Origin of the sequence: Streptomyces sp. NPDC093261, assembly GCF_044753645.1 — a bacterium.
Taxonomy (GTDB): Bacteria; Actinomycetota; Actinomycetes; order Streptomycetales; family Streptomycetaceae; genus Streptomyces.
On sequence record NZ_JBIVNO010000026.1, the window covers coordinates 1 to 25748 of the forward strand.

The window sequence follows — 25748 nt, forward strand, 5'->3', positions numbered from 1 at the left end:
CGGCACAAGCGCGGACAACGCGGCCTGCGAAAGCTTCCACGCGTCCCTGAAACGGGAGACCCTCCAGGACGCCCGCGACTACGGCGATGCGGCCTTCTGCAGGCAGGCCGTCTTCGCCTGGCTGACCCGCTACAACACCCGTCGCCGGCACTCAGCCAACGGCCACCTCAGCCCCAACGAATACGAACACCGACACCACACGGCTAAGCTCACGCTGGCCGCATGACACACGAACGCGTGTCCACCATCACGGGGGAAGGTCCACCTGACGATCGAGGACCTTAGGGCCTTCGTCGAGCACGCCAGCAAGAACGGCGCAACCGCGAAACGCGCACTGTACGTAGAGACGTCGGGCAAGAAGCTCCGAAAGATCTGGCTCGACCTGTCGAGTCCGAGCTGATCACCACACGCAGCGCGCCCCGGCCGTCCTCGGCCGGGGCTTTGCCGTGTTACAACTCCGTCCCACACCTCCCACACCTCCCACACGCCACGCCGCAGCGCCACACTGAGCCCCTCACTATCGGGCACCAGGGGGGACCATGGGGTTCATCAACGACGGCAAAGCTGCTGAGGCCTGCAAGCGCGCACGCCAGGCACGGGACAACGGAGACACAGTCCTCGTCTACAAGTTCATTGAGGCCAACACCAACAGCAGGGCCACGGCGCCCATGACCGGCATGGCCGACCAAATCCAGGCCGTGGAGCGAGGGGGCTGGATGCCGGCCAACATGGCGGCCGCCGAGGGCAAGGCACTGACCGGCGAACGCGTCGCACTCGTGTGTCTGTTCCGCAGGGTCTGACCACACCCCACACGGTCCGGCCGCTCATAGATGCGGCCGGGGGCTTCGTCGTGCCAGGAGACCGGCGTGGCCTCTGCGTCGCCCAGTTGGTAGTGGAGCACGGGCTCTTCGATGAGCAAGGAGAAGCGGTGTCCCGGGTCGTGGACGACGCGGGAGCGCTCGACCCGGGCTCGGGCGGCTTCCGCGCTGTCGTCCGAAAGTTCCACCGAACCCGGTCGGCTCACCCCCGCCCGGGTTCGCCGGGGGTTCAGGAATCACCGCCGGAACTTCGCCCTGCCGGGCCGTGCACGAAACCCACCAGACCTGGGGCCGGAGGCCGCTCGGCTCGAAGAACCGGCACCCCGCCACCCGCTACGACGTGGGCAAATCAGCCCAACACCCCGAGACCATCGCCAAACGCGACCGACTCAGACGCTGAAGACGGCTTCAGAAGGGAACGGCCAGCCCGGCTTCCCTCAATCGAAGCAGTGCCATGCCCACGCACTCAGCGACCGAGGCCCCGTCGGCCCTCATCCCACCGTCCAGCGGCCCACCGGAAGCGGCAAATGTCCACGCCGGCTGACCGTCGCGCATGCGCTCCGCGTCGACCCGGATCATGGCACCGACACCCTGCTCGCCGAGCCATTCCAAGACGAGCAGCGTCACGTCCTCGACGCCGCTGTCCAGGTCCACCTTGGGGCGCCGCCCCATTTCCTTGGCCATGGCGACAACCCTACTCAGCGTTCGGTCGGGCCTCAGCACATGCTTTCAAGGCAGCTCAGACCACGAAGAACAAGCTGACGCGGCGTGCCAGAACCTGGCCCGCTGGAGATGTACGAGGGACCATTTCCGCGGGTGCGAGGAGCGGGCGACGAGCATACGCTGTACCGCTTTCCCCGGGACCATCCCCGCAGGTGCGGGGAGCACACTTCACGACCTGCTGCTTTAGAAGCGCGACACCCGGATTCCGACTGGTGTGGAGGACAGGTGCTCGCACGTGTAGCCGAGCGTCTCGATGAATCGCATGGATAGTGGTTGACGGCGCCTGCACTATGGGGACGTGCGAGAACTGCTCTATGTGTCCCAGACGAAGTTGCACACCTTCCACTTGCCACCGCGGAAATTTGCCAGGCTGGGCAGCGAAGTTGAACTGTCTCTCCCCGCGGCCCGGATACGGGTGTCCAGTCCCCCTGACAACGCGCAGGGGGCTGACATGTCTGCCAAACTCACTCAAGTCGCCAAACGTCTTCGAAAGGAGGCGAAGACCTCGACCGACCCGTCGCTCAGCCCCGGCGAGTGGTTCTTTTTTGACCACGAGATGTCCTGTGGCACGGCCGAGGTCGTTTCGGGGGACTTCCCACACGTCGCGCTCTTCTACCCCGACCGGACGGACTCGGGCCTGTGGTGGGATGGGCCGGTCCTGTGTGGTTCCGCCGGCCACTTGACGTTCCCGCAGGCAGACCTCGGTCGGCCAGCCAACGGCACCTCGAACCTCAGGTGGCTGTTCAGAAGGATCGACGAGGACGAGCGGGGGCTTCACCGCTTCGACGACACCGCCTCTTCTGTCCGACGGGCCATCGGGGGTCTGGTGGACAAACTCGACCGCACCCGCGGCCACTATCTGGTTAACCTGCGACTCAGCGGCTTGGCAAGGGCGCTCTACGTCTGTCCTCCCGCCACCGATCCTCCCCGCCTTGGGATGCACGCCGAGGGCAGGCTTGTGGTCGGCACCCCGCTCTACGTGGAAGTCGGCCCCTGGAACCCCAAGTGGTAGGGCGTCGGCCTTGCCACACCTTGTCCCCGACTTCAGCCGCATCCTTGGCGGTACTAGGTCGTGTCTCTCAACTTCGGCGCGGCATGAGGGCTTCGCCGGTGCTCGTAGACTCGTGGTGTGGCATTCATGAGCACCCCGCACTGCTGCTTCCTGTGATCGGAAGGCGCTGAGGGCGACGCCGGACGGCGTCGCCCTCCTTGGTGTGCCTGCTGCGTGAACCACGTTCCCGACGCTGCCCGCTCCTTCCTGAGGCAGTGATGCTCTGAGCGCGCGTGCAGGCACGGTCTCTTTCCTTCACCCTTGCCAGGAGTGCCTCGTGCCCCTCTCGCTTCCCCCTGCCCTCGAACTGTCCCTCGACCTGTTGCGCTGCCCGACGTGCCGCACGCGCAACCTGCACCCCGACCGCGGCGCATTGCGCTGCCCGGTGGGCCACACCTTCGATATCGCCCGCCACGGCTACGTCGGCCTGCTGACAGGCACCCGCGCCACCAGCGGCGACGACGCGGCCATGGTCCAGGCCCGGGGCCGATTCCTGTCCACCGGCGCCTATGCGCCCATCCGCAAAGTCGGGGCCCGCCTAGCGGCTGCCGCCGAGTCTGAGCAGGCCACGGTTGTGGACGTGGGGTGTGGCACGGGTTACTACCTGGCCGGCGTACTCGAACAGCTGCCGGGCGCACGTGGGCTGGGGCTTGATACGTCGGTGCGCGCGCTGCGCTCGGCAGCCCGAGCCCATGAACGAGCCGCCGCAGTGGCCTGGGACGTCTTCCGGCCCTTCCCCCTGGCCGACGGGGTGGCCGATGTCGTACTGGACGTGTTCGCCCCGCGCAACCCGGCCGAGTTCCGCCGAGTGCTGCGCCCGACCGGCCGGTTGATCGTCGTCCGTCCCACCCGGCGGCACCTGGCCGAGCTGCGCCGCCGGCTGCCTGCGATGGTCACGGTCGACCCGGCCAAGGAACAGCGCCAGCACCGGGCACTGGACCCCTTCTTCGATGCTGTCGTTACCGAACAGGTGGAGTACCCCGCGACCCTGACCAGGCTGGATGCCCTGGACCTGATGGCGATGACGCCGAGCGCACGCCACTTGAACCGAGCAGACCTCAACGATGACGGCCTCCTGCCCGATCAGGTCACCGTCTCCGTGCTGGCCACCGCCTACCAGCCTCGGTGACCACAAGCGGGCGCACGGGCCTGCTGACCGACGAGCAGTGGGCACGCCTGGCGCCCTGCCTTCCCCACAACGCCGGGAAGCCAGGGCGTCCGTTCGCCGACCACCGTCGCGTCGTCGACAGGATCATCCACCGGGACCGCACTGGGATCCCCTGGAAAGATCTGCCCCACGAAGCGTTCGGGCCCTGGCAGACGGTCTGGACTCGCCATCGCCGGTGGGCAGCTGACGACACGTGGCACACGGTTCTGGCGCAGGTGACCGCCCAGGCGGACTCGATCGATGGAATCGACTGGACGGTCTCCGTCGACTCGACAAATAACCGGGCCCACCAGCACGCCACGAACACGGCCCGGCCGGAGAAGGACACCGTCGCCGCAACCTGCCGCAGCAAGAGCGAAGCTCCTGCCACCAGGAGTGAGCCGGTGGGCCACGCAATAGGCCGATCCCGCCTCGCACACGCGCGCCCCGGACCGGGCACGCGGTCAGCTGTCACGTTCGAACCCACCACGGGGAGCAGCCGGGCGCACCGCAGGTCGCAGGGCATCTGACGCGCCGGCAGCCGACCCGCATGACAGACCCATACGACAGCCACCCGCTTGAGTTGGCGGGCTGAGTGGTTCGCCGCGGTCGAGGACGGGCCGGGGTGGGTCGTCGGCCGGGCACCGCAAGGCTGGGCCTTCTCGCACTCGCTGCGCCTGGCCGGTTCGTACCGGCACGCCGTATTGGTGGACATCACCGTGGCCGGCGGGGTGCTCTCCAGCACGGCAGGCCACCGCTTCTTCGTCAAGCATCGCGGCTGGACGCTGGTCTCCGTCCTGCGAGTGGGTGACAGCCTGCGGACGCCGGACGGTACGTTCCGCACCGTGACGGCAGTGAAGGACGGGCTGGTCTGACGCCTCGGGAGGTCTACGACCTGACGGTCGACGGCGTTCACACCTTCTACGTCAGCGCCGAAGGCGCCCACAACAAGTCGGACGCCAACGTGGCGGGCGAAGGCGCTGAGCCCGTGCTCGCTGAGATTCCCCACCCGTCGCCGTCACGCGCACGCCCCTCTCATGCGGAGGTGACCGGTGCGGCACAATCGGGGTCGACTGGGCAGGCAACTGTGGGGGGGAACGTGGGGCTTTTTGGCTCGCGAAGCCGACGTAAGGGCATACCGAACGAGCCGGCGCTACTGGCTGCGGCTGCTGAGAATCCCGGTGGCAGCGTCGCCGAGATCGACCCGACGTATATCGACGATCCGAACGGCTACGTACCTCCCGAAGCAATCCGCGGTGCGTGGTTGGTGGATAGCAGCGGGAAACTGACAGGTGAGTACCAGGAGAATCCCCGTCACGGTGTGCCACATGACGACTTCAGCAAGCTCACGGATCCTGATCATTGGCTTGGCTGGCTCGGCGATGATCCCGCGACCGCCGTCCGGAAGGGCATCGAAGAGTCCCTGCGCGCCCAGGTGGCAGATGCAGTGGTCGAGTGGGTCAAAATCCTTGAAACGCCTCGGTTTCTCACGGGTGGGCGTCGACATTCCGAGGACGAACAGGTCATGTTGGTCACCCGCGCGGCACTCGCCGCGCCGTTTGCGTTGTCCGTGCGCACAGCGCAGCACGGGCGTTCCCTCCTGCTGGGGGTGTTCTCCTGGGCGGCGGTGAACCTCTCGCAGCCCGAAGTCCGCAAGGATCGGCACTGGTTTGACCTGGGCGTCGGGCTGGACTGGGCTGGTGAACGGCTTCAAGGGCGCATCTACGAGATTGACGGTGAGGACGACGCCGCCGGGCGGTAGAGACGCCGGGCTCGCCCGGCGCCCTGGTCGTCCGGTCAGCAGACGCGGTGGTTCAGCGTGCGGCAAGCGCCGTCTGGAAGGCGGGGGCCGTTTCGTCGTCCACGGACGCGACGTCGAACACGGCCAGTTCCGGCTTCCCGACGTGCTCGTCCCTGATCGGCCTCATGCCCTCGTCGACGCCGCGATGCCGACGCCGGTTCACCAAGCACAGTGAGGTTCACCCGACCGAGAGCGATGGTCAGGGAGTGTCGCCGGTCCAGTCGAATCGGCGCGAGTCGCCCGGGCGCGGGTCATACATGGTGCGGCCGCCGGCGCCGAACCTCCCCAGCTCCGTCTCGAGGGCGACGCCGGTGCCGACCTCGTCCCGCGTCCAGCCGGTGATGTCGAGCAGCAGCCCGTCCAGCGGGCCGCCCGTGAGTTCGACGTAGCTCCGTCCCGGCCGCGGGCCCGGGTCGGGGTCGTCGTGGTCGCAGCCGTAGACCCGTCCCCGCAGCAGCAGCTCATCGTCGCCGTTCATGCCGTCCACCCTGCCGGCCGCCACTGACAGCGTCGGCTTGCCCGACTGTCCGAAAGCGGGAGAGCCGACCGCCAGTCTGCTGCGGCGGAGTGGGTGCGACGGCCTGGTCCTGGTGCGCGCCGTGATCAGCGACTGCCTGGACCTTCACTGGCCGCTGAACAGGGTCTGCACCCAGACGCGCCCCGTTTCCACTGGCGCGTCGGGTCAGGCTCGCGGGGGTGGGACGATGCCCTGGCTCAGCGCCTCCAGAGCCCGGGCCTGCTCCTTGGCCACCTCGACGGCAGCCAGGGAACCGTCGGCGAAGTGCAGGTCCACCCGTTCCGAGAGCGATGTGTGCCGGATGGCGACGCTACGAAGCTGTCCCGGCAGGATCTCGGCCAGACGCCGGGCCTCCCTGAGCTGCGTTCCGGGCGGGACCTTTCCGAACAGGGGCACCTTCTTGGCAGAGACCGTGCACATCACCAGGATCCTGCGATCGGTGAAGACCATCAGCGCCTTTTCGTTGTCGTAGGTGCTCGGGGTGCGGGGCCCGGTGCGCACAGCGATCACGAACTGGCCGGCCATGCTCTGCCATCCGCCGGTGAGACCGGCCCCGCGCACGATGCGCCGGAGCCTGCGGACGACGCCGAAGTCGACGTTCTCGACGGCATCCGCAGTCGAGGCGGCGGCTTCGACGGCGGCCTCCACCGCGCCGAGCGTGTCGCTCCACCGCTTGTCGGGCCGCAACTCGCGGGGGAGGGTGCGGCGGATCAGATCGCTCAGCTTCACGTCGACGATCCCGAGCAGTCGCTCGTGCGGCTGCAGCCACGGTGCCATCAGCGGCACATGGGAGCCGCCGCCGAACAGGCGCGGTTCGAAGATGGGCTCTGGCGGGCCGTACTGGCCGGCGCTCATCCGAAGTCCTCCTCGATCCGTGTCTTCGGCACATGGTACGGGGCCTCGTTCCTGCGGCCGTCGAGCTGGCCGGTCACGGCGTCGACGGCGGGGTCCTTGCTCAGTCCGTCCTTGACCGCGCTCGTCGGGCCCTCGGCGCCGACCACCAGTCCGATGCCGCCTGCGATGGCGCCCTTCGCGGCGCCGAACACGGCCTTGGTGCCCCTGGCGGCCGCGAACTCTCCGAGGTTCTCCATCGACGGGGAGCGAACCAGGTCCCAGGTGCTCTTGCCCCTGTTGCCGATGCCGCCGATCTTCCGCACGGTCTTCGCCGCCTTCAGGCCGTCCTTGATCGTACGGAAGGACTTGCCGACCTCCTTGATCTTGCGGACCGCCGCCATCAGCTCCTCCAGCGTCTTCGCCAGGCGGGCGGAGACCCGTTCCACCCGAGCGATGAACACGGCGATCTCGGCATCCGCCACGAGGGCGTCGGCAGCGGTTGCAAGGCCGAGGGTCAGGATGTCGACCGCGACCATCGCGGCGAGCGAGACGATCAGCGCCTCGATCGCCTCCCGGATGATCTCGATGATCATGCTTTCGGCGAGCTGGCAGGCGGCAGCCGCCTGACTGATGATCTGTGCGATCTCGTCCATGTCCTTGGCGGTGCCGTCGATGGCCTCGACCACCTGGCCCATGTGCCTGCCGAACGCGTTCGACGCGACGCCTTCCCACTGCCCGGCGAGTGTGCCGCCGCCCTCGCGCAGAGCGTTGCTGACCGCCCGCATCGCCTTCGCCTGGGACTGCCACTCGTGGGAGGCCGCAGTGAGTCCGGCGAGGTTGCCGGTGACCTCCTCCAGCATGTCCATCAGCCCGGTGGAGTCGAGCGCCGCCTTGACGATGCTGTCCAGACCTGCGTCCAAGCCGTCCGCGACGGGATTCTCGATCTCCGGCAGTGGGATCAACGGCTCGTCGACGAAGTCCCGTGTCCACTTGTACGCGTCGCCGACCTGGTGGAAAGTACCGCCGCTCACCGTCCGCCTCCGAAGGAGGCCTCGATATGCACGTCCTGGCTCTCGTAGTTCATCGCCGAGTCCTGGAGACCCTCACAGGTGTCGCGAAGGATCTCAAGCAGGTCGGCGAAGTTGTCCCGCTCGGCCTGCACGTGCTCCTGGTACGCCTCGTAAAGGTTCTGTGCGTTCGGCAGCTTGCCGAAGTCGTTCGACGAGAGCGGCACCGACTCCAGCCTCGGCCAGATCCGCGCGATCTGCTCAGCCTGGGCCTGAATGACCTTGCCGTAGGACTTCAGCGCGCCCGGATGGACCCGAAATCCCTGATCCCCCACAGCTTCTCCCTGATCGCGGAACCGGCACATCATCATACTTGTTGGACGTTAGGCAGTTGGACCTGCACCGACCGCGGTCAAGGCTGTCCCCTACCCCGTGCCCCTGCACGCAGCGAAACAGCTGGACCTCGACCACCCCCAATACCGGCGGTCCGCGCCGTCAGGGAACAGGAAGCCGCCGAAGAGTAGCCGCAGGACTCATGTCCTCGGCAGGGCCAGGAGGAGCCGCCCCTCTCCTCCTGGCCCTGCCGAGGACGGTGAGCAGCCCGCGGTGTCCACCCTCGGCACGGAAACCGCTCGCCAGACAGACCGGCGCTCTGCTTGGCTCCCCCCATGAGCGATCTCCACATCCGCTGCGCCACCCTCTCGGACATCGACGCAGTGCTGCGGTTCTGGCGCGACGCCGCAGAAGGTACGAGCATCAGCGACGACCACGACGGAGTGGCCCTACTCATCACACGAGACCCCGAAGCCCTGCTCCTCGCCGAGCGCGACGGCATCCTCACCGGAACCGTCATAGCCGGCTTCGACGGATGGCGATGCTCCGCCTACCGACTGGCCGTACACCCCGACCACCGACGCCGAGGCATCGCCACCGCCCTGCTGGAAGCCGCAGAACAACGCTTCGCCGCCCTGGGCGGACGACGCGTCGACGCCATGGTCCTGGAAGTCAACGCACAGGCCCACCACGCGTGGGCCGCCACTGGCTACCATCGCGAGGAGCACTGGCGACGCTGGGTCAAGCCCCTGTAGATACGGGGCAGCGAGATGTTTGTGAGCAGCCAGGATGCGACGCCGGCGCTGTCACCTGTACCGACTGGCCGTCGAGCCTGACCAGCGCCGCGGAGTCGAGGTGGTGGTCGGTGACCTCACGCGTGGTGCGGACGTGGTCGCGGCACTGGAGGGTTGCCGCAGGGCCTACTTCGGGATGAGCGCGTCGCCCGACTACCTGGAGGCCACGGCAACCGTGGCGGCAGCGGGCCTTGAGAGCGGGCGGCTTGAACTGCTGGTGGACATCTCACAGATGACCGTCTCCCAGATGAACTCACCAGCAGCGCGGAGTCGCACCAGCAGCGACTGCACTGGCTCTCCGAACACGTCCTCAACTGGTCGGGGCTGCCTGTCATCCACATCCGGCCGACGGTGTTCATGGAGAACCCACTCTTCGGCGTGCTGGCCGTGGCCTCCATCCAACGCGACGACACCATCCGCCTTCCCTTCGGCACCGCACGCACCGCTCCGGTGGCCGCCCGTGAGGTGGCCGCGGTGGTCACCCGGCTGCTGCTCCACCCTGCACCACCGGTCGGCCGGATCTACGAACTGACCGGCGCCGCCTCCCGCGACATGACCGCAATCCCCGCCGAGTTCTCCAAGGCGCTGGGACGCACCGTGACGTACCTCGACGTGCCGTACGACGAATGGATCGAGCACGACCTCAAGCCTCTGGGCCTGACACCGCATGTCTTCGGCCACATCGCGACGATGGCCCGGCTGCACAGGGAGAACCGCTACGACCGGCTGACCAATGATGTGACGGAAGTCCTGGGCCGCCCGCCATCGGGCCTCGACAGCCTGATCGAAGCCACGCCGGGACTACGGGCTGCGAAAGGGCAGGTGCCGGAACAGTGACGGTGCCGGCTATACCGCCTCGTTGAAGAGGTCCAGGACGGTGCCGGAGAACGCAGGCTGATCCAGCACACGCCGGGCAGACGCCCGCGTCCGGCCGGGAGCGGCCACCTGGTCTTCGACGTTCCGCAGTTCCTCGTCGAGCCGGCCGCCGATCACGCTCCCTTGCTCCTCGGCCCCCGATCAGGACGGTGAAGGTCGACAAGGCGCGTCAGTGGTGGTGGCCGTGTCGGCCGAGGGTCTCCACGGGCGTGGCGCCGGGGCGGGTCCACTGCGGCACGGGGCGGCTGGTCGTGCCCCAGGTGGCGTTCCCGTCCGCGTCCGAGCGCCAAAACCAGCACGCGCTGCGCCCCTCGGGCCAGCCCTCGGGGTCGTCCTCCCAGGTCTCGCCGCGGCCGTAGGGCGTCATGTCGAGCAGGCCGAGGGATAGTGTTACTCGCCGGCCGCCTGGCAGCCTGCCGGGAAGCGCCCCCGGTCACGGCTGATGCTTCGTGCGGGCGGATGAGGCTTGCCGGGTGTCCGCAGGTCCTCCGCGACCTCGTCGACGGCCTCCACCGGCGCCGCCCTTTCCGCCGCCGTCAGCAGTCGTGCGTATCCCCTTGCCCATCACCCACGGCCGTGGTCCCCTCCACCAGCTGGGAAGCCGCCACGGTGAGCGTCAACCCCGGTCACTCACGGTGAGTGCCCCGGCTGCGCCGCCGCGACCAGGCGGCGGCCTCGTCCGCCGATTCAGAATTCAGCTGCCGCCCGGCGTCCTGATCAAGATGAGGTCTTCGGCCGCGACTCACGGCCTTGAGCGCGCAGTTCTTCGTTGATGCGCTGGGCTTCTTCGAGTTGGTCTTCGAGGATGATGATGCGGCAGGCGGCCTCGATGGGGGTGCCCTCGTCGACGAGTTCGCGGGCGCGGGCGGCGATGCGCAGCTGGTAGCGGGAGTAGCGACGGTGGCCGCCTTCGGAGCGCAAGGGGGTGATCAGGCGGTGTTCGCCGAGGGCGCGGAGGAAGGCGGGGGTGGTGCCGAGCATCTCGGCGGCCCGGCCCATGGTGTAGGCGGGATAGTCGTCGTCATCGAGAGGGGTGGCGGGGCGGGTACTGCGAGGGGGCATAGACCTCTTCTTCCGGGGACGCGTCGGGGGGCCCGAGTGCCGTACTGGCACCCGGGCCCCGAGCTTTCAACACCATCTACCGGCACACTGTGCCGGTCTTCTCTTTCCGCAGGTGCCGCCTGGGAGGGCGGGGCTGCGGGGATCGCGGATGCGTGACCGGGGACCACCTTCCAATCCGGGGCCTGCGGTACCCGGGCGGACTTGTTCCTCGCCCGGGCGATCCTGATGGCGTTCGGCTCCTTACCTTCGGTTACTCGGTTGTACTGCTGGATACTGCGGGTACTGCTCACGGTCCCCTGGGGCCGTGTCCTTCTTGACCTGCACGCACGGCAGTTCATGCCTGCCGTGCCCACTTCGACTTCCTGGGTACGTCACAACAGTAACCCCGCGATGGGCCGATGTCTACCGCCACCACGACAGATTTTCTTCAGGGCCGATGCGTGTACTTCTGCCGCTGATACACCCGAAAGAGTGTTGCCCGGGGTGCATCCGAGCCCGGCGGGCAGTGCCCGAGCCGCGGCACGACCGCTCCGGATCGGGGCGGCAGCGCGGCTCCCACGCCACCTCGTGAGCCGGCTCCGTGAGCGGGGTGCGAACGTAGGGAGCCTTTGACGTTCTCGGGGGTAAGTGGGCGGTAAATGGCTCGCTTCGGACGTGAGGCGGACCGTATGGACCTGGCTGGCCGAGACGAGGGATCCGAGCCTCGCACCGACCGGCTGATCTCTGCCTCCGCCGCTTCCGAGGACAGTGCGGAGATCGCCGCCGCCCGGTACATGGCCCGGCATTTTCCCACCTCACCGCAGGCCGTGCACGGGCTGCCGGTGTCGAGGCGGGCGAAGGGCATGGTGCAGTAGGTCGTCAGCGAGCTGGTGACCGGGCTGGTGTCGTCGGTGCACCCCTGCGAGGCCGCGCCGGCCGCCGCCCGCCGGGTCGCCAAGCGGCTGCTGGGGGAGCAGCCCGCCGCTGACCGGGGTGGTCGTGCACAACGAGGCGGTCCTCGAGCCGCTGATCGACGCCTTCGGGTCGCTCGGTCTGAACGTACCCGGCGATCCGTCCGTCACCGCTGCCCGGACGAGCAGGCCGCGGGTGCCCGGGTCCCGCTCACCTCCGTCGCCGTCCCGTCCGCCGAGGTGGGTGAATGGGCGGTGGAGGCGACGCCCCAAGCGTTCGCTGGACTCAATGCCCTTCCGGGCGATCCGCACTCCGATCCGCCGTGTCCTGCGCGCCGACCGGACGGGGACGCCCTCACGACCTCGGTGATGCGGTTGGCGCGCCGACGCGGCGTGTCTCGCCGTGGGCGGTGTTGTGCCGACGCTGCCACCGCGTGAGCCGACACGGTGTCTCAGTCGAGCGCGGTGGCCGCCGCGTGCAGCTCGTGGAGTGCCTGGCGCGCGAGTTCCGTGAACGTCTGCTCACTGGCTGGATCACTCCAACGGGCGAAGGCGTCGGAGAAGGCGCGGACGCCGAGGTCGGCGGCGAGGCTCGCGGTCGGGTCCGGTACGTCGCGCTTGTGGAGCGCGTCCGTCATCGCCGCGGCGAGGCGGGCGCGCTTGAACGCGTCGCGCTCCTGCAGCTCGCTGTTGCCGGCGATGACCGCTTGGAGCCGGGGCCCGAAGTCGCGCTGCTCGGCTGTGAAGGTGGCGGTGGCGGCGTCGAGGGCGGCGGCGATCGCCTGGAGCGGCGTGGCGGTGCCGGGCGCGGTCTCGATCCCGTCCGCGAGGAGTCGGGCGTGCGTGTCCTGACCGGCGAACAGCACCTCCCGCTTGTCGGGGAAGTGCCGGAAGAAGGTGGTCTTGGTCAGTCCGGCTCGCTCGGCGATCTGGGCGACCGTGGTGTTGTCGTACCCCTGCTCCGTGAACAGCTCCAGTGCGGCGCGCACCAGTCGCTCCCGCGCGTTCGGTTCCCATCGACCCATAGGTGCAGCCTACGTGATGTGACTCGGTACCGTCACTCCTGCTATGGTGATGGTACCGAGTCACATCACTTCGTCCCGCCCTGCGGGGCGGCTCATCCATGGGAGAGTCACCATGCGCGTTTTCGTCACCGGCGCCAGCGGTCACATCGGCTCGGCCGTCATCCCCGAACTGCTCCAGGCCGGGCACGAGGTCGTCGGCCTGGCCCGGTCCGAGACGTCGGCCGCCGCGGTGAAGGCCCTGGGCGCCGAGGTGCGCCGCGGCGACCTGGACGACCTGGACGGCCTGCGCGAGGCCGCCGCCGAGGCGGACGCGGTCATCCATCTCGCGTTCAACCACGGCGCCATCGCCGCCGGGAAGTTCGCCGAAGCGGCGGCCACCGACCTGGCCGTGGTACGGGCGCTGGGCGACGCGCTGGCCGGCACGGGCAAGACCCTCGTCGGTGTCGGCATGACCCGCACCGGCGACCCGGAACGCGACGCGGCGATCGACGCCAATCCCCGGTCCGCCGTCGCACGCGCGATCGCCGATTTCACCGAACAGGACGTGCGGACCCTGCTCGTCGCGATCCCGCCGGTCACCCACAGCACGCGGGACAAGGCCGGCTTCATCCCGACGCTCATCAGGATCGCCCGCGACACGGGCGTGTCCGGCTACGTCGGCGACGGCGCCCACCGCTGGCCCGCCGGTCACGTCCTGGACGTCGCCCGACTCTTCCGGCTGGCGCTGGAGAAGTCCCCTGCCGGAGCGCAGCTGTACGCCGCGACCGAAGCGGGAATCACGGTGCGCGAGATCGCCGAGACCATCGGATGCCACCTGGGCGTCCCCGCCACGAGCATCCCGGCCGAGCGGGCCGCGGACCACTTCAAGACCTTCCCGTTCATAACGCTCGACATCACGATGCCCAACGCGGAGACCCGGCAGCTGCTGGACTGGCAGCCGGTCCACTCCGGGCTCATCGCCGACCTCGAGGAAGGCCACTACTTCACCGCAGAATGATCTCCGCTCTTCGGGCTGTTGCCCGGGGGCGAACGTGACCTGCCGGACATGCAGGTCGGCTCCGGCGGCCAGGAGGCGCCCAGCGGCGGACGGCCCGGCCGGCGGAGCCGAAGAACCACGGCATCAAGGCACGGCCACCGAGTGAGCTTCACCCAACGCGGCTGTGCACCAGCCTTTGCTGCCGGCGCCGGGTGACGGGGCGTCACGCCCAGCGCCGACAGCCGCCGCTGCCGCTCCCCCGCCAGCCCGCCGAGGAGTTCGCCTGCCGCCGCCTGGCCTCGCCTCGCGCCAAGCGACCTCCGTCCGCGCCCAGTCCCGCTACGTTCACACCCTGGACATCAGCGACGACCTGCGCGGATGCCGTCCGGTGCGATCCTGTGCCCTGGGCCGCCGAACGCGCTCGAAAGCGCGCGCACGCACGCGTGATCCCGGTCGGTCGGCACCGCGTCCGAAAAGGCTTGAGCGATGGCGAGGAACCGATGAACCCGAGCGACGCCGACCGTCCTGAACAGGCCACCGCCGAACACGACGCCGCCACCACGAACGGGGCCAAGCCGCTGCTGGACGCCCCGCAGACGGCCGCGGCGGGGGTGGCGATGTGGATTTTCGTCGTCGGCCCGCCGATCTGCCTGATCGTCGCGGTGCCGCTCATGTGGGGATGGGGCCTGTCCGCGTTGGACATCGCCATGGCGGTGGTCGCCTACCTCGTGTCCGGCTTCGGCCTCACGGTCGGCTATCACCGCCTTTTCACCCACCGCTCGTTCAAGGCGCGGCGCGGCCTGCGGATCGCCCTGGCCGTCGCGGGTTCGCTGGGAGTCGAGGGCTCGCCGGTCCAGTGGGTGGCGAACCACCGCCGGCACCATGCCTTCGCCGACCGCGAGGGCGACCCGCACTCGCCCTGGCGCTATGGAACCGACACCCGCGCGCTGCTCAGGGGACTCCTCCACGCCCACACAGGGTGGATGCTGAAGCGTGAGCTGAGCAACCGGGCCAGGTTCGCGCCCGACATCGCCGCCGATCCCGACCTGCGGCTCGTCGGTCGGCTCTTCGGGCCGCTGACCGCCTTCTCGCTCCTGGCCCCGGCGCTGGTCGGCGGACTCGTCACCGGCACCTGGACCGGCGCGCTGACCGGGTTCTTCTGGGCCGGCGTGATCCGGATGGCGCTGCTGCACCACATCACGTGGTCGGTGAACTCGGTCTGCCACGTCGCGGGCAGGCGCCCCTTTGCCAGTCGGGACAAGGCCACCAACTTCTGGCCGCTCGCGCTGCTGTCCTTCGGTGAGAGCTGGCACAACTCACATCACGCCGACCCCACGGGCGCGCGCCACGGCGTCCTGCCGGGCCAGGTCGACCCGTCGGCACGCCTGATCTGGGTGTTCGAGAAGCTGGGCTGGGTCCACGACGTGCGGTGGCCGAGCGCGGACCGTCTCAGCGCTCGCCTGCTGCCCGAACCGGCCGCTCCGCACGAGTCCGCGGCCTGACGCCCCCTCGGGCGGCGCGTCGCCGCGCGGTTCCGCGCCGATGAGACACAGCAGCCGGCGCGGGACGTTCGCGTGCCGGTCTGCGCTTCGCTGCTCGGCCGAGCAGCGGGGGCGGCCTACCTGATATTCAGTTATTCAGTGTGTCTCGCGTCCCCCAGGAGGACACATCTCCTCCCCCTCTCGTCCGACGGGCACGCGAACGGGGCCGGCATGGGCGGCGACTGGTACGGCCCCATCCGGCTGTCGTGCCCCGCCTACCCAATGATCACCCCGGCCGAAGCGGTCCGGCCGACCGCTCACCGAGCGTGGCGAAAAAGCGCGGGTACTCGGGAGTGAACTTAACTCGGCGTGCCTCGAGTTGGGCCCGTCCACCTGAGCGGATCCTACAGGTGAGGCCGCTGCGGCAGCCATGCTCATCGCCGCCGGCGTGCGCCGCCTCTGGCTGCACTCCGCCGTACAGGCCGTTTCTGCACCCAGTCCATCAGGTATGAGATGCTGATCCGGCCATGAGCGACACGGGCACTTCGATTGCGCAATCGCTGGCCGCGAGCGTGCTGCTGCGGGTGCCGGCCCTGGCCGACGTGCTGGTGCGCACCATCTACGAGCAGAACCCCGGCTACCGCCTGCCGACCTCGGTCCCGGCAGAGGACCTGTGGCAGTCCTGTCATGACAACATCACCCGGGTGGTGCAGTTGGTCGCCGACAGGGCGCCCGGGCCCGAGCAGCCCGCAGGCGACGCCTACTTCGACGCCGCGCACGCGACCGGACAGCGCCGGGCCGGGCAGCGGATGCCGCTGGACGACGTGCTCCGGTCCTTCCGCATCGGCGGCCGAATCGTCTGGGAGGCGTTGATCGATCAGGCCCGGGGCCAAGGCGTGGATGACATGGACGCGCTGCTGGACGTGGCGAGCAAGGTCTGGGAGATCATCGACACCATCTCCTCGGAGGTCGCGGTCGCCTACCACCACGCGGAACGTCGACTCCTCCGCGCCGACGAACAGCGCCGAGCGGCGCTGTGGGAAGGAGTGCTGAACGGCACGGCAAAGGACCCTGCGTTCGCGCACGAGGCCGCCAGAATCATCGGTGTGCCCGTGGACGGTCGGTACGCCGTGGTGACCGTCGATGTCCGTGCCGAGGACCACGGCTCCGTAGCACTGCTGCAACGACGACTGACCGCCGCTCGCATCGATTCGGCCTGGCAGGTGCGCGCCCACACTCTCGTCGGATTGCTCGCTCTCGGCGATTCGGCGCTGGATACGGCGCTCGCCGTGCTGGACGAAGCGGTGGACGCGCCCGCCGGACTGTCCGGTGTGGTGGTCGGGCTGTCTGACGCCGACGTCGCCTACCGGCAGGCGACCCTGGCCCGGCGCACCGTCCCGACCGGCCGCAACGAAGTGGCGTCCCTGAAGGAGCGGCTGCCCGAGGCGCTGCTCGTGAGCTCCCCGGAGCTAGCCGCGCAGCTCGTCCAGGTCTGGCTCGCCCCCCTGTTCAAGGTTCCCGCCGCGGAACGCCATGTGCTCCTTGCCACGCTGGAGACCTGGGTGGCCGCGGCCGGTTCCGTCCGGCGCACCGCCGAGCTGGCGCACTGCCACCGCAACACCGTGCTCAACCGTTTGCACCGGATCCATCAGATCACCGGGCATGACCTCACCGGCGCCGCCTTCCACGTGGACCTTGCGCTGGCGCTACGCGCCGCCCGCCTGTTCATGCCGCCCGAGCACGACTGAGCCCGGTGTTTCCGGTCGCATCCGCTCCGGTTGTGCCCTCTGCACAACCGGAGCGGATAAGCATGGGCACCGTGGCCATCCCCGAGCGGCGGCAGCCGTGGCACCCTCCCCCGCAGCACTGATCCACCACATGCTCGTGGGAGAGGAACGTCCATGGCAGAACAGAGTCGTTCGCCGCGCGATCCCGGTGAGGGGCCGACCGACGAACGCAGCGGCCTCGGCCGCCGTCGCTTCCTCGGATACCTCATCGCCGCCCCCACCCTCGCGGTGGCCGTGGACTGGGCGGTTGACGTCACCGACGCGCAACAGGCCCGGGCAGCCGTCCCGTCCCTGCCCGAACCGGAGGAGCTATTCGACCTCGGGGACCTGCAGAACCTCGCAGCGGCACCCACCTCGGATCTGATCTCGGTGCGAGTGAACACGGACGGCACCGCGTTCTTCGCCGTCCCCCGCGCCGAGGTCGGCCAGGGCATGACCACGGCGATTGCGATGATGGTCGCCGAGGAACTGGACCTGCCGATGGACAAGGTCTCCATCGCGCTGGCCGACGCCCGGCCCGAACTGCTCATGAACCAGCTCACCGGCGGTTCGAACTCCATGCGCAGCATGTACACACCGGTCCGCACCGCCGCCGCGATTGCCCGGCAGCGGCTCGTCGACACAGCCGCCACGCAATGGGGCGTGCCCGCCTCCGAGCTGAGCACCCGGGGCGGCGTCGTCACCGGTCCCGGTGGCAGGTCCGCGACCTACGGCTCGCTCGCCGTCTCGGCGGCCAGCGATCAGACTGTCGCGGTGACGGCCAAGCTCAAGCCCGCTTCCGAGTTCAACGTTCTCGGCACACCGCGGAACCGTATCGACGCCTACGACATCGTCACCGGCCGCAAGCAGTTCGGGATGGACATGCAGATCCCGGATGCGAAGCCCACCATGGTGGCCCGGCCGCCGACGATCAACGGCACGGTGGTGTCGGTCAACAACGCCGACGTTGTGCGTGCCATGCCGGGAGTCACCGACATCGCTGTCATCACCCACGGCGTGGCGGTGCGTGCAGCGACCTTCGGCCAGTGCATCGACGCGATCCAGGCCCTGAATGTCACCTGGGGACCGGGGACGGTGGACGGGGAGTCCGATGCCGGCGTAGAGAGCAGGCTGCGGGCGGCACTACCGCCCATGACCGTACCGTCGCTGCTGGCCAAGACCATCGACGCCGAGTTCACCTTCGCGTTCGCCAGCAACAGTCCGCTCGAGCCGGACAACGCGATCGCTGATGTGCGCTCGGACAGCGCGGAGATCTGGGCCAGCCTGAAGGTGCCGATCGTCGCCCAGGAGGAGATCGCCAAGCAGCTCGGACTGCCGGTGGACGCGGTGAAGGTGCACGTCGTCCAGGCAGGTGGCTCGTTCGGACGGCATCTCTTCCACGACGTGGCGGCCGAGGCAGCCGAGGCCTCGAAGAAGATGGGCAAGCCGGTGAAGCTGTCCTGGTCCCGCACCGACAACTTCCGCCAGGGCCGTACGCATCCGATGTGCATCTCCCGGGTCCGAGCCGCCTATGCGCTGGGCAATGTGATCAGTTACGAGCAGCGGCACACCAGCGTCCAGACCGACTTCGGCCACGGCCTCGGCGAAATGATCACAGCGACCGCCGCACATCTGCCGGTCGCCGGCAACCTCAGCTTCGCGGAGACGATCTTCCAGCTGACGCAGTCATCGCCCTACGACTTCGGGGTCACCACGCAACTGCTCAACGAGGTTCCGCTGCGGTTCAACACCGGCAGCATGCGCAACATCTACTCGCCGAACGTGGTGTGCGCGCAGGAGCTCGTCGTCGACCGGCTCGCGGAGAAGATGGCGAGGGACCCCGTTCAGTTCCGCCGCGAGTTCCTCAAGGACCAGCGGCTGCTCGCGGTGCTCGAGAAGGCGGCCGAGGCAGGCGACTGGGGCAGGGCGATGCCGGCCGGAACAGCCCAAGGCATCGGGCTGCACTCGGAGTACCGGGGCGCGGCGGCGGCACTCGTCGAGATCGACTGCCGACCTGAGACCGTGAACCGGCCCATCCGCGACGGCGTCGCCGGCCCACGGGTGACCAAGGCGCTCGTCGTGGTCGACGCGGGCTTCGCGATCAATCCTCGAGGCCTGGAAGCGCAGATGATCGGGGGCATGCAGGACGGCATCGCGCTTGCTCTCACCTCCAGCCTGCACATCAAGGACGGCATTCCGCTGGAAGGAAGCTGGGACAACTACTTCTACACCCGCGAGTGGAACTCCCCGCTGGAGCTGAAGGTGATCGTCATGCCGAACACCAGCGACAGCCCCAGCGGCGCCGGCGAACTCGGGGTCGCGCCGTCCTTCGCCGCGGTCGCCTGCGCCTATGCCCGGGCCACCGGAACCATGCCCACCCGATTCCCGATCAACCACGGCACTCTCGGCTTCGAGCCGCTCCCGCTGGAACCGTCCACGCCGCAATCCCCCACCGATGGACTCGATCACACATTCTGAGGAAGCCATGCCCACTCACACGTTCAAGCTCAACGGCCGGCAGATCACCGTGGAAGCCGAGGACAACGTCCGCCTGCTCTGGGTCCTGCGCGATCTGCTCGGCGTCACCGGTCCGAAATACGGGTGCGCGCTCGACGTCTGCAAGGCCTGCACCTGTCATATCAACGGCAAGGCATTCAACCCGTGCTCGGTGCAGGTGAAGGACATCCGGCCCACGGACGAGATCACCACCATCGAGGGCCTTCCCGCCACCGTCGGCCAGGAACTCCACCCGATGCAGCAGGCCTGGTTGGACCACGACGTCGCCCAGTGCGGCTACTGCCAGCCCGGCCAGATCATGGCCGCCGTCGCCAAGGTCAAACAGGTCCGTGCCGCCGGCCGTGAGATCACCGACGCCGACATCGACGAACTGCGCAACATCTGCAGATGCGGGACCTACTCCCGCATCCGCGAGGCCATCAAAGCCGGCGCGAAGAGCATGTGACCGGGCCTGAGTCCGTGGCAGCCGGTGCCGACGCCGGCGAGCCGGGCGACCTCCTCACGGCCCTCCGGCGCCCGGGTGGTGAGGCGGTGTCGACGGCTTGTCCGGGTCGGTGTCCGGACTGACGGAAGCGGGCGAAGTGCGTGCACAGCACATATTCACGCACTCTGAACGAGCGGTCGTTGGGCTCGCGCCGGGTCAAAGTCCGGCTGCGAGTCCGCCTGTTCTGCGACCGGACGACATCGTCTGTGGGCTTGGGTGGGTCATGGCCTCGAGCAACGACCCACATCTGAGCCCTGCCGGGAGGCAGGGCAGAGGCGTATCAGGGCATTCGCACTGCTCCCCGTCAGGCGCTGGTGGCGATTCTCACACAGGCCGGGCTGTGTAGCGCAGGTCGACCGGGAGACCGATGAGGTGCGCGTTCGACTCTCCTGAGATCCTCCCCACATTGCGTAGGAAGGTGGCCTGGGCCGTCCTGTCTGGCTGACCACAGGGCTGGTGAGGTGGGACCTGTGTGTGCGACGCTGCATGGACGACCAGCCTGGTCTGGTGGGAGACCCCGCGCCGCCCCTGAAGGCCATTCCGATGGTCGGGGCGCGGTACGGGTGGTCTCGCTCGACTGTGCGCGGCCCCGTGTCGCCGCGCGCTTGATGCCCCTTGAGGGGTGTGATGGGCTCGATCCCGGAATGGACGGGCGAACAATGAACGATCTCACCGTGACCACCCAGCAGCACCCAGACGGCACCGTGATCACCGTAGCCGGGGAGATAGACCTCAACACGTGCTCCGCACTCGCACGGGCCGCCCTGAACATCCCTCTGGGCGGCAAGACACTGCGTCTGGAGATGTCAGGGGTGTCGTTCATGGACTCCACCGGTCTCAATCTCTTGCTGCAGCTGCGCGGACGCCTCCACGCCGAGGGCGGACGACTGGTCCTCACGGGGCTCCAGGACCAGGCCGCCCGACTGCTCCACCTGACGGGAACTTACGACCTGCTCGTCTGCGACACCTCAAGCGCGGCGGACGCGTCATCTGCCGTGAGCGGATGAACCAGGGGGCGACCCGTAATAGGCAGACGCCGGCGGTTACTCCCCCACGGCAGGTTTCGCAACCAGCTCTGCCGAGTCCTCCGGGCCTCCGGCTGCCGCCGAAGGCAGGAGCCGGGCAGGTGCACCACGACGCCCTGCTCCGCTGCCTTCCCCGGTGATCGTATGGATCCCCCCGCTTGCTCCGACGGATGCGTCCCCGCTCCCCGAACAGCCACGAAGAAGATCAGGCTTGCGGACCGGTCCGAGGGCGTGGAGATGGCTCCGGAGTTCCTGCTGGGCGGGTGGGGCAGCGAGCGTACCCGATCCGGGTCGCCACGGCGGCCGGCGCATCCGCGGCGGCCTCGACGGGCGGGCCGGCTTCCACGGCCGTCCGGGGCCGCGGTCTTCGGGGGCGAGGACTTCGAGTTCCTCGCGGAGGGCGGGTGCGAGGATGAAGCGCGGCGTGCGGTACCGGTCCGCCCCAGCTGTCGCATGCGCACGGTGACCCGTTTCCTTCCGCCTCTGCCCCCAGGTCCACCGCGTCTTCGCGGCGGACCCTGCTTGTCGTGTGCCGGCAGATGCACGGCCGAGCCGGACTCGACCTCCTCCACCACCGCGTCCTCCTCACATGACGACGAAAGGTCAGCACCGACTCCGGAACAGAGCGGGACGATTTACAGTCCCAACCGTAGGGCCACTCCCGGCCATCCGCCCAGCTACGGTGCCCTATTGCTGGGGGTCCTCCGGGGAGCGCCGGTTGCGCAGGGCGTAGCGGACCGCGTCGGCTCGGGAGTGAAAACCGGCTTTGGCGAACATGTTGTTGATGTGCGTTTTCACCGTGGCCTCACTGATGACGAGCTTCGCCGCGATCTCCGGGTTGCGCAGACCCTCGCCGATCAGCCCGAGGATCTCGCGCTCCCGCGCGGTCAGGTTGAAATCCTCGTCTTTGGGCGGTGTGGCGGGCGCGGGCCGGGAGGTGAGGGCGAGCAGGCGGCGTTGCACCTCGGGGGCGAGCACGGCCTGGCCCTGGGCGGCGGCGCGCACGGCGTGCAGGATCGTGATGCGGTCGGCGTCCTTGGTCAGGTAGCCGCTGGCGCCGGCGTGCAGCGCGGCCAGGATCGACTCGTCGTCGTCGAAGGTGGTCAACGCGAGGACCGCGGTGTGCGGTTGGGCCCGGCGGATGTGCCCTGTTGCCTCGACCCCGCCCATGACCGGCATGTTGAGGTCCATGAGCATCACGTCCGGGTGGTTCTGCTCGGCGGCTTCGACGGCTTCCGCGCCGTTGGTGGCGGTGGCCACGACGGTCACGTCCTCGGCGAGACCGAGCATGACGGCGAGGGCCTCGCGGACGGTTGCCTGGTCGTCGACGACGACCAGGGTGATCGTGCGGTTCTCGGTCATCGGGGAAGCTCCAGTTCCACGGTCCAGCCGCCCTCCCGGGTCGGCCCGGCTTGCAGGGTCCCGCCCAGCAGAGCGGCGCGTTCGCGCATGCCGACGAGGCCGACCCCGCTGCCGTCGGCCAGTTCGGCGCGCAAGTCCTCGGCGGCGGGGCCGTTGTCCACGGTCAGGGTGACCCGGTCGTCTGTGAAGACCAGGCGTATGCTGCGCTCCGCGCCCGGCGCGTACTTGGCCGCGTTCGTCATTGCCTCCTGGGTCGCCCGGACCAGCGCGTGCCTCGCCTCGGCGCTGAGTTCTCCGGCCTCGCCGGTGAGCGTGAAGTCGACCGTGTTGTGTTCGGCCAGTTGGCGCAGGGCGTCGGGCACCGGCAGGGTGTCCTCGCGCAGCGCGTGCACGGCGCGGCGGGTCTCGCTGATGCTGTCCACGGCGAGTGCGCGGGCCCGGCGGATGGCCGCGGTCGCCTCGTCCTCGCGGCCGCTGTCGCGCAGCGCGTCGGCCATGTCCAGTTGCAGCGCGATGCCGGACAGGGAGTGGCCGAGCACGTCGTGGACCTCGCGGGCGATGCGGCCGCGTTCGATCAGCGCCGCCTCGCGAGTCTCCAACTCCCTGGCGTGCTGCGCCTCTTCGGCCGCGAGCTGGGCGCTGTGCAGGGCGTCGAGTCGGTCCCGGTTGGATATGCCGATGTAGACGGGCAGGCCCACGGTCAGTGTCACCCACCACGGCCACTGCGACGCCTGGGGCGCAAGCACCTCCATGAGCCGGGTCGCACCCGCCGCGACGAGCGCACCGGTCATCGCGACACTGGCAGCGGCCCTGCGGGAGGCCAGTTTCACGCCGACCGCCCTGGCGGCGACGTACGGGAAGAACGCCGCGTACGTCGTCTCGTGCGCGAGCGGCAACAGCAGCGAGCCGAGCAGCATGTACGCGGTCATCCCGGCGATCCGCTGCCGGTTGCTCAGCCGTGTCCAGGATGGCAGCGCGGCGACGGCGCTGATCGAGGCACAGATGAACAGCGGCAGCGCGAGCGCAGGGAACAGAATGCTGCTGTCTGGCCACTGGGCGATGGTGCCGGCGATCATGGCGAACACGAGGAACGGCTGGATCAGCTCGTCCCGGAAGCGTTCGGATGGAGCTGATGGTCGCTGGTCCGCCGTGGTCATGAGGCTGGGGGTTCCGATCGTCGTCGCCGGTGGTCGCGTCGTCATCGCCGGTGGTTGCGAAGCTGGTGGGTGTGAGTGTCCCATTCGGAGGCGTGGCGATCGTGGGGGGTGTTGCCGCGATCGGTGAGGTTGTGCCGGAGGTTGTCCAGGAAGGAGGACATCTGGTGGGGGGTGCCGTTCTGGCCGGGGGCCAACATCACGCGGTGGTCGCTGCACAGTGCGCGGTAGAAGATGACGAGTCCTTCGGTGAGGATGCCCAGGCCGAGGGTGAACAGCAGGCTGTTGCCGGCGACGCCCGCGTCGTTGCGTGCGATGGCGTGGAGGGCGAGGTCGGCGCCGAGCTTGATGGCGAGGTTGAGCACCCACAAGAGGACGGTGATGCCGGTGTAGCGGACGAAGGCGAGGCCGTCGCGGTGGGAGATGCGCACGCTGGCTCCGCGCAGTGCGCCCAGGAGGATGCCGGCCGCGGCGGTGGCGACGAGGAAGACCAGCGACGGCGGCGTGTGGGCCTGTCCGGAGACGTCGTTGAGGCCGATCACGCTGAGTACGGCCGGCAGGATCAGCATCCGTTTGGCCTGCGCGGGCTCGCCCCTCACACGTCGGATCAGCAGGTAACCGACCGCGGCCGCCATCAGTACGATCTCCATCGGACCGCTCATCCTCGCTGTCCTCCGTTCGACGGTGTTCCTGATGCTCGGAAAGCTACGGCTGACCAGCGTCGGCGTCGTGCGGTGAGGGCTGTATCTCCGGGTGGAGATGCCTCTCCACCCGGGTGGACTCCGCCACACCGAGCCTCGGATGACCAGTGCGATCCCGATCTCGAGCAGCACGAGGCGCCGTAGACGAGCGTGCCGAGGCGACGGCCGCGGTCAGGCACCGGGCAGGTCCAGCCTGCTCGGACCGGGTTCGCGGGGCGCCTCGGTGAAGGTCTGTGGGCAAGAGCGAAAGCGACGACAGGATGCCAGGTCCCGGCGCCCCGCACGATCCGCGTGACCAACGGCACCATGCCCTTCGTGGCGAAGCCGCCGACGAGGACGGCCCTGTGTGAACAGGCCGAGTCCCACGAGACACATCGCCCACACAGTAGAGCCGCCACCGGTGCACTGCCTCCAACCAGTGCCGTACTTGCGGCCGTTGCGTGGAGACACTTCTCCACCCGGATCTACGGCGGCGGCCGCACGACGAGCACCGCAGAAAAACGTACTTTCGACATCATCGAAAAGGGAACGTCCGCGACTGCCGGCGATTTCATTCTTTTTCCGGCTTGGGATGCGCTCGAAATGGCTTCCCACTCGATGACTTGGGAGTCGACATGCCACAGATCTCGCCTGACCCGACCGCCTCCACCGACAACCGGTCCAGCGGACGGCGACTCAACCCGGCCGCTCGTGGGATGGCCTCTCTGCTGTTCTACGACATCGGTCTTTCGGTGATCGCCTACTTCGCCGCCGAACTGCTCGGGGCAAGCAACTACGTGGCGCTGCTGGCCGGCACCGTCGCCTCCGGTCTGCGTGTGTGCTGGGTGGCGGTGCGGCAGCGCAGGGTCGATCCGTTCGCCCTGTTCCTGCTCGCCCTGTTCGGGGCGGGCCTCGCGCTCAGCTTCACCACCGGCGATCCTCGGTTCATCCTCGCCAAGGACGCGGCGATGTCCACCACCGCCGGCCTCGTCCTGGTCACGAGCTGCCTCGTCAAGCGCCCGCTCGCCTATTACGCCGCCCTGCGCTTCGCCCGCTCGGCCGACGGCACCCAGCACGGGGAGTTCCAGTCCACCTCGAAGTCCGCAACCATGCGGGCCCGCTGGTTCCGTGTCTCGCTGGTGTGGGGCGTCTCGCTACTGGTCGATGCGAGCCTGCGCATCGCGGCCGTCTATCTGCTGCCGATCGGGCTCGCCGCCAACGTCTCACAGGTACTCATGGTCGCTGTCTACACCCTGCTGTTCGTGTGGACCCTCGTCTCGGCGAAGAAGACCGAAGCCACGATGCGGGTCCAGGCCCAGGCGTGACGAACTCAGCGGTCACCCGTACGGAGAAGGTGGAGACATTCATGCGGGTCCCTGGTCGATCCGAACCGCTGCCAGAGCTACGGGCAGTGCGTGTACGCGG

At 68.9% G+C, this 25748-nt stretch carries 28 protein-coding genes and 5 pseudogenes; 19 read left to right on the forward strand and 14 right to left on the reverse strand.

Annotated features, from left to right (window positions below):
* Together ACIP94_RS34255 and ACIP94_RS34260 are read left to right on the forward strand one after the other, a co-directional pair.
* On the forward strand, positions 1 to 226 hold a 226-nt coding region (locus ACIP94_RS34255; protein WP_402434603.1), incomplete at its 5' end, for an integrase core domain-containing protein.
* Between the two features lie 313 nt (positions 227 to 539).
* Positions 540 to 800 (forward strand): hypothetical protein, encoded by a 261-nt coding sequence (locus tag ACIP94_RS34260; RefSeq protein WP_402434871.1) that lies wholly within the window; start codon positions 540 to 542, stop codon positions 798 to 800.
* A gap of 68 nt (positions 801 to 868) precedes the next feature.
* On the opposite strand, the pseudogene ACIP94_RS34265 reads toward ACIP94_RS34260, so the two are convergent.
* Together ACIP94_RS34265 and ACIP94_RS34270 are read right to left on the reverse strand one after the other, a co-directional pair.
* Positions 869 to 994, reverse strand: a pseudogene (locus ACIP94_RS34265) (transcriptional regulator); the annotation flags it as partial.
* A 232-nt stretch (positions 995 to 1226) separates the two neighbouring features.
* Complete coding sequence (locus tag ACIP94_RS34270; protein ID WP_402434606.1) at positions 1227 to 1502, reverse strand: hypothetical protein; 276 nt, start codon at positions 1500 to 1502, stop codon at positions 1227 to 1229.
* A gap of 337 nt (positions 1503 to 1839) precedes the next feature.
* Between ACIP94_RS34270 and ACIP94_RS34275 the strand changes: the two genes are divergently transcribed.
* From ACIP94_RS34275 to ACIP94_RS34300, 6 genes and pseudogenes are all read left to right on the forward strand, one after another.
* A complete protein-coding gene (locus ACIP94_RS34275) occupies positions 1840 to 2553 on the forward strand; it encodes an SAVMC3_10250 family protein (RefSeq protein WP_402434609.1) in 714 nt (237 codons plus the stop codon).
* Between the two features lie 316 nt (positions 2554 to 2869).
* Complete coding sequence (locus ACIP94_RS34280) at positions 2870 to 3721, forward strand: putative RNA methyltransferase (protein ID WP_402434612.1); 852 nt, start codon at positions 2870 to 2872, stop codon at positions 3719 to 3721.
* Positions 3718 to 4170 (forward strand): annotated as a pseudogene (locus tag ACIP94_RS34285) (IS5 family transposase); the annotation flags it as partial. The gene ACIP94_RS34280 and the pseudogene ACIP94_RS34285, both read left to right, overlap by 4 nt.
* 147 nt (positions 4171 to 4317) lie before the next feature.
* Positions 4318 to 4614 carry a hypothetical protein gene (locus tag ACIP94_RS34290; protein WP_402434615.1) on the forward strand — a complete coding sequence of 99 codons (297 nt, stop codon included), beginning with the start codon at positions 4318 to 4320 and terminating at the stop codon, positions 4612 to 4614.
* Positions 4611 to 4679: pseudogene (locus ACIP94_RS34295) on the forward strand (hypothetical protein); the annotation flags it as partial. The gene ACIP94_RS34290 and the pseudogene ACIP94_RS34295, both read left to right, overlap by 4 nt.
* A 159-nt stretch (positions 4680 to 4838) precedes the next feature.
* Positions 4839 to 5501, forward strand: a complete 663-nt coding sequence (locus ACIP94_RS34300; RefSeq protein WP_402434618.1) for a hypothetical protein — start codon at positions 4839 to 4841, stop codon at positions 5499 to 5501.
* A gap of 52 nt (positions 5502 to 5553) precedes the next feature.
* On the opposite strand, the gene ACIP94_RS34305 is transcribed toward ACIP94_RS34300, so the two are convergent.
* The 5 genes from ACIP94_RS34305 to ACIP94_RS34325 all read right to left on the reverse strand — a co-directional run bounded on the left by ACIP94_RS34305 (position 5554) and on the right by ACIP94_RS34325 (position 8233).
* Entirely contained in the window at positions 5554 to 5703 is a 150-nt protein-coding gene (locus tag ACIP94_RS34305; RefSeq protein ID WP_402434621.1) for a DUF6207 family protein, read from the reverse strand.
* A gap of 36 nt (positions 5704 to 5739) precedes the next feature.
* The gene (locus tag ACIP94_RS34310; RefSeq protein ID WP_402434624.1) at positions 5740 to 6018 is read right to left on the reverse strand and encodes a hypothetical protein; all 279 of its coding nucleotides are present in this window, start codon (positions 6016 to 6018) and stop codon (positions 5740 to 5742) included.
* Positions 6019 to 6222: 204 nt separating this feature from the next.
* Positions 6223 to 6912, reverse strand: a complete 690-nt coding sequence (locus ACIP94_RS34315; RefSeq protein WP_402434627.1) for a hypothetical protein — start codon at positions 6910 to 6912, stop codon at positions 6223 to 6225.
* Complete coding sequence (locus ACIP94_RS34320; RefSeq protein ID WP_402434629.1) at positions 6909 to 7922, reverse strand: WXG100 family type VII secretion target; 1014 nt, start codon at positions 7920 to 7922, stop codon at positions 6909 to 6911. The genes ACIP94_RS34315 and ACIP94_RS34320 overlap by 4 nt, the downstream gene beginning before the upstream one ends.
* Positions 7919 to 8233, reverse strand: coding sequence for a hypothetical protein (locus ACIP94_RS34325; RefSeq protein WP_402434632.1), 315 nt, complete (start codon positions 8231 to 8233; stop codon positions 7919 to 7921). The genes ACIP94_RS34320 and ACIP94_RS34325 overlap by 4 nt, the downstream gene beginning before the upstream one ends.
* A 333-nt stretch (positions 8234 to 8566) precedes the next feature.
* Between ACIP94_RS34325 and ACIP94_RS34330 the strand changes: the two genes are divergently transcribed.
* Together ACIP94_RS34330 and ACIP94_RS34335 are read left to right on the forward strand one after the other, a co-directional pair.
* Positions 8567 to 8986: a GNAT family N-acetyltransferase gene (locus tag ACIP94_RS34330; protein WP_402434635.1), complete on the forward strand. Its 420-nt coding sequence runs from the start codon at positions 8567 to 8569 to the stop codon at positions 8984 to 8986.
* Positions 8987 to 9382: 396 nt separating this feature from the next.
* Complete coding sequence (locus tag ACIP94_RS34335; RefSeq protein ID WP_402434638.1) at positions 9383 to 9862, forward strand: hypothetical protein; 480 nt, start codon at positions 9383 to 9385, stop codon at positions 9860 to 9862.
* Positions 9863 to 9871: 9 nt separating this feature from the next.
* Here the strand turns inward: ACIP94_RS34335 and ACIP94_RS34340 are convergent, their stop codons facing one another.
* The 3 genes and pseudogenes from ACIP94_RS34340 to ACIP94_RS34350 form a co-directional block, all read right to left on the reverse strand.
* Positions 9872 to 10018, reverse strand: a complete 147-nt coding sequence (locus ACIP94_RS34340) for a hypothetical protein (protein ID WP_402434640.1) — start codon at positions 10016 to 10018, stop codon at positions 9872 to 9874.
* 52 nt (positions 10019 to 10070) lie between these two features.
* A pseudogene (locus ACIP94_RS34345) lies at positions 10071 to 10295 on the reverse strand (DUF899 domain-containing protein); the annotation flags it as partial.
* A 323-nt stretch (positions 10296 to 10618) separates the two neighbouring features.
* On the reverse strand, positions 10619 to 10963 hold the full coding sequence (locus ACIP94_RS34350; protein WP_402434643.1) for a MerR family transcriptional regulator: 345 nt from the start codon (positions 10961 to 10963) through the stop codon (positions 10619 to 10621).
* Positions 10964 to 11631: 668 nt separating this feature from the next.
* On the opposite strand from ACIP94_RS34350, the gene ACIP94_RS34355 reads away from it, so the two are divergent.
* Both ACIP94_RS34355 and ACIP94_RS34360 read left to right on the forward strand, forming a co-directional pair.
* Positions 11632 to 11817 (forward strand): hypothetical protein, encoded by a 186-nt coding sequence (locus ACIP94_RS34355; protein WP_402434646.1) that lies wholly within the window; start codon positions 11632 to 11634, stop codon positions 11815 to 11817.
* Between the two features lie 21 nt (positions 11818 to 11838).
* Positions 11839 to 12138, forward strand: a pseudogene (locus ACIP94_RS34360) (substrate-binding domain-containing protein); the annotation flags it as partial.
* A 167-nt stretch (positions 12139 to 12305) separates the two neighbouring features.
* Here ACIP94_RS34360 and ACIP94_RS34365 read toward each other — a convergent pair.
* Entirely contained in the window at positions 12306 to 12878 is a 573-nt protein-coding gene (locus ACIP94_RS34365) for a TetR/AcrR family transcriptional regulator (protein WP_402434649.1), read from the reverse strand.
* A gap of 112 nt (positions 12879 to 12990) precedes the next feature.
* Here ACIP94_RS34365 and ACIP94_RS34370 point away from each other — a divergent pair, with 112 nt between their 5' ends.
* The 6 genes from ACIP94_RS34370 (at position 12991) to ACIP94_RS34395 (ending at position 21109) form a co-directional block, all read left to right on the forward strand.
* On the forward strand, positions 12991 to 13875 hold the full coding sequence (locus ACIP94_RS34370) for an SDR family oxidoreductase (protein WP_402434652.1): 885 nt from the start codon (positions 12991 to 12993) through the stop codon (positions 13873 to 13875).
* A 479-nt stretch (positions 13876 to 14354) separates the two neighbouring features.
* Positions 14355 to 15356: an acyl-CoA desaturase gene (locus ACIP94_RS34375; protein WP_402434654.1), complete on the forward strand. Its 1002-nt coding sequence runs from the start codon at positions 14355 to 14357 to the stop codon at positions 15354 to 15356.
* A gap of 506 nt (positions 15357 to 15862) precedes the next feature.
* Positions 15863 to 17083: a PucR family transcriptional regulator gene (locus tag ACIP94_RS34380; RefSeq protein WP_402434656.1), complete on the forward strand. Its 1221-nt coding sequence runs from the start codon at positions 15863 to 15865 to the stop codon at positions 17081 to 17083.
* Between the two features lie 153 nt (positions 17084 to 17236).
* Positions 17237 to 19579: a molybdopterin cofactor-binding domain-containing protein gene (locus ACIP94_RS34385; RefSeq protein WP_402434659.1), complete on the forward strand. Its 2343-nt coding sequence runs from the start codon at positions 17237 to 17239 to the stop codon at positions 19577 to 19579.
* A gap of 7 nt (positions 19580 to 19586) precedes the next feature.
* Positions 19587 to 20063: a (2Fe-2S)-binding protein gene (locus ACIP94_RS34390; protein ID WP_402434662.1), complete on the forward strand. Its 477-nt coding sequence runs from the start codon at positions 19587 to 19589 to the stop codon at positions 20061 to 20063.
* Positions 20064 to 20761: 698 nt separating this feature from the next.
* Entirely contained in the window at positions 20762 to 21109 is a 348-nt protein-coding gene (locus tag ACIP94_RS34395) for an STAS domain-containing protein (protein WP_402434665.1), read from the forward strand.
* Between the two features lie 705 nt (positions 21110 to 21814).
* Here the strand turns inward: ACIP94_RS34395 and ACIP94_RS34400 are convergent.
* The 3 genes from ACIP94_RS34400 to ACIP94_RS34410 are packed head-to-tail and all read right to left on the reverse strand — an operon-like array spanning position 21815 to position 24293.
* Positions 21815 to 22489 (reverse strand): response regulator, encoded by a 675-nt coding sequence (locus ACIP94_RS34400; protein ID WP_402434668.1) that lies wholly within the window; start codon positions 22487 to 22489, stop codon positions 21815 to 21817.
* The gene (locus ACIP94_RS34405) at positions 22486 to 23646 is read right to left on the reverse strand and encodes a sensor histidine kinase (RefSeq protein WP_402434671.1); all 1161 of its coding nucleotides are present in this window, start codon (positions 23644 to 23646) and stop codon (positions 22486 to 22488) included. Before ACIP94_RS34405 ends, ACIP94_RS34400 begins: the two co-directional genes overlap by 4 nt.
* 41 nt (positions 23647 to 23687) lie before the next feature.
* Positions 23688 to 24293, reverse strand: a complete 606-nt coding sequence (locus ACIP94_RS34410) for a DUF1453 domain-containing protein (RefSeq protein ID WP_402434674.1) — start codon at positions 24291 to 24293, stop codon at positions 23688 to 23690.
* Between the two features lie 665 nt (positions 24294 to 24958).
* Between ACIP94_RS34410 and ACIP94_RS34415 the strand changes: the two genes are divergently transcribed.
* Positions 24959 to 25648, forward strand: a complete 690-nt coding sequence (locus tag ACIP94_RS34415) for a VC0807 family protein (protein ID WP_402434677.1) — start codon at positions 24959 to 24961, stop codon at positions 25646 to 25648.
* Positions 25649 to 25748: the final 100 nt, after the last annotated feature.

What these genes read in the sequence shown, in the direction of transcription:
- ACIP94_RS34385 (WP_402434659.1), top strand. Translation starts at nt 17,237, where the DNA reads ATGGCAGAACAGAGTCGTTCGCCGCGCGATCCCGGTGAGGGGCCGACC.
- ACIP94_RS34375 (WP_402434654.1), top strand. Translation starts at nt 14,355, where the DNA reads ATGAACCCGAGCGACGCCGACCGTCCTGAACAGGCCACCGCCGAACAC.
- ACIP94_RS34400 (WP_402434668.1), bottom strand. Translation starts at nt 22,489, where the DNA reads ATGACCGAGAACCGCACGATCACCCTGGTCGTCGTCGACGACCAGGCA.
- ACIP94_RS34310 (WP_402434624.1), bottom strand. Translation starts at nt 6,018, where the DNA reads ATGAACGGCGACGATGAGCTGCTGCTGCGGGGACGGGTCTACGGCTGC.
- ACIP94_RS34315 (WP_402434627.1), bottom strand. Translation starts at nt 6,912, where the DNA reads ATGAGCGCCGGCCAGTACGGCCCGCCAGAGCCCATCTTCGAACCGCGC.
- ACIP94_RS34270 (WP_402434606.1), bottom strand. Translation starts at nt 1,502, where the DNA reads ATGGCCAAGGAAATGGGGCGGCGCCCCAAGGTGGACCTGGACAGCGGC.
- ACIP94_RS34335 (WP_402434638.1), top strand. Translation starts at nt 9,383, where the DNA reads ATGGAGAACCCACTCTTCGGCGTGCTGGCCGTGGCCTCCATCCAACGC.
- ACIP94_RS34380 (WP_402434656.1), top strand. Translation starts at nt 15,863, where the DNA reads ATGAGCGACACGGGCACTTCGATTGCGCAATCGCTGGCCGCGAGCGTG.
- ACIP94_RS34390 (WP_402434662.1), top strand. Translation starts at nt 19,587, where the DNA reads ATGCCCACTCACACGTTCAAGCTCAACGGCCGGCAGATCACCGTGGAA.
- ACIP94_RS34410 (WP_402434674.1), bottom strand. Translation starts at nt 24,293, where the DNA reads ATGGAGATCGTACTGATGGCGGCCGCGGTCGGTTACCTGCTGATCCGA.
- ACIP94_RS34365 (WP_402434649.1), bottom strand. Translation starts at nt 12,878, where the DNA reads ATGGGTCGATGGGAACCGAACGCGCGGGAGCGACTGGTGCGCGCCGCA.
- ACIP94_RS34350 (WP_402434643.1), bottom strand. Translation starts at nt 10,963, where the DNA reads ATGCCCCCTCGCAGTACCCGCCCCGCCACCCCTCTCGATGACGACGAC.
- ACIP94_RS34415 (WP_402434677.1), top strand. Translation starts at nt 24,959, where the DNA reads ATGCCACAGATCTCGCCTGACCCGACCGCCTCCACCGACAACCGGTCC.
- ACIP94_RS34260 (WP_402434871.1), top strand. Translation starts at nt 540, where the DNA reads ATGGGGTTCATCAACGACGGCAAAGCTGCTGAGGCCTGCAAGCGCGCA.
- ACIP94_RS34330 (WP_402434635.1), top strand. Translation starts at nt 8,567, where the DNA reads ATGAGCGATCTCCACATCCGCTGCGCCACCCTCTCGGACATCGACGCA.
- ACIP94_RS34405 (WP_402434671.1), bottom strand. Translation starts at nt 23,646, where the DNA reads ATGACCACGGCGGACCAGCGACCATCAGCTCCATCCGAACGCTTCCGG.
- ACIP94_RS34395 (WP_402434665.1), top strand. Translation starts at nt 20,762, where the DNA reads ATGAACGATCTCACCGTGACCACCCAGCAGCACCCAGACGGCACCGTG.
- ACIP94_RS34370 (WP_402434652.1), top strand. Translation starts at nt 12,991, where the DNA reads ATGCGCGTTTTCGTCACCGGCGCCAGCGGTCACATCGGCTCGGCCGTC.
- ACIP94_RS34355 (WP_402434646.1), top strand. Translation starts at nt 11,632, where the DNA reads ATGGACCTGGCTGGCCGAGACGAGGGATCCGAGCCTCGCACCGACCGG.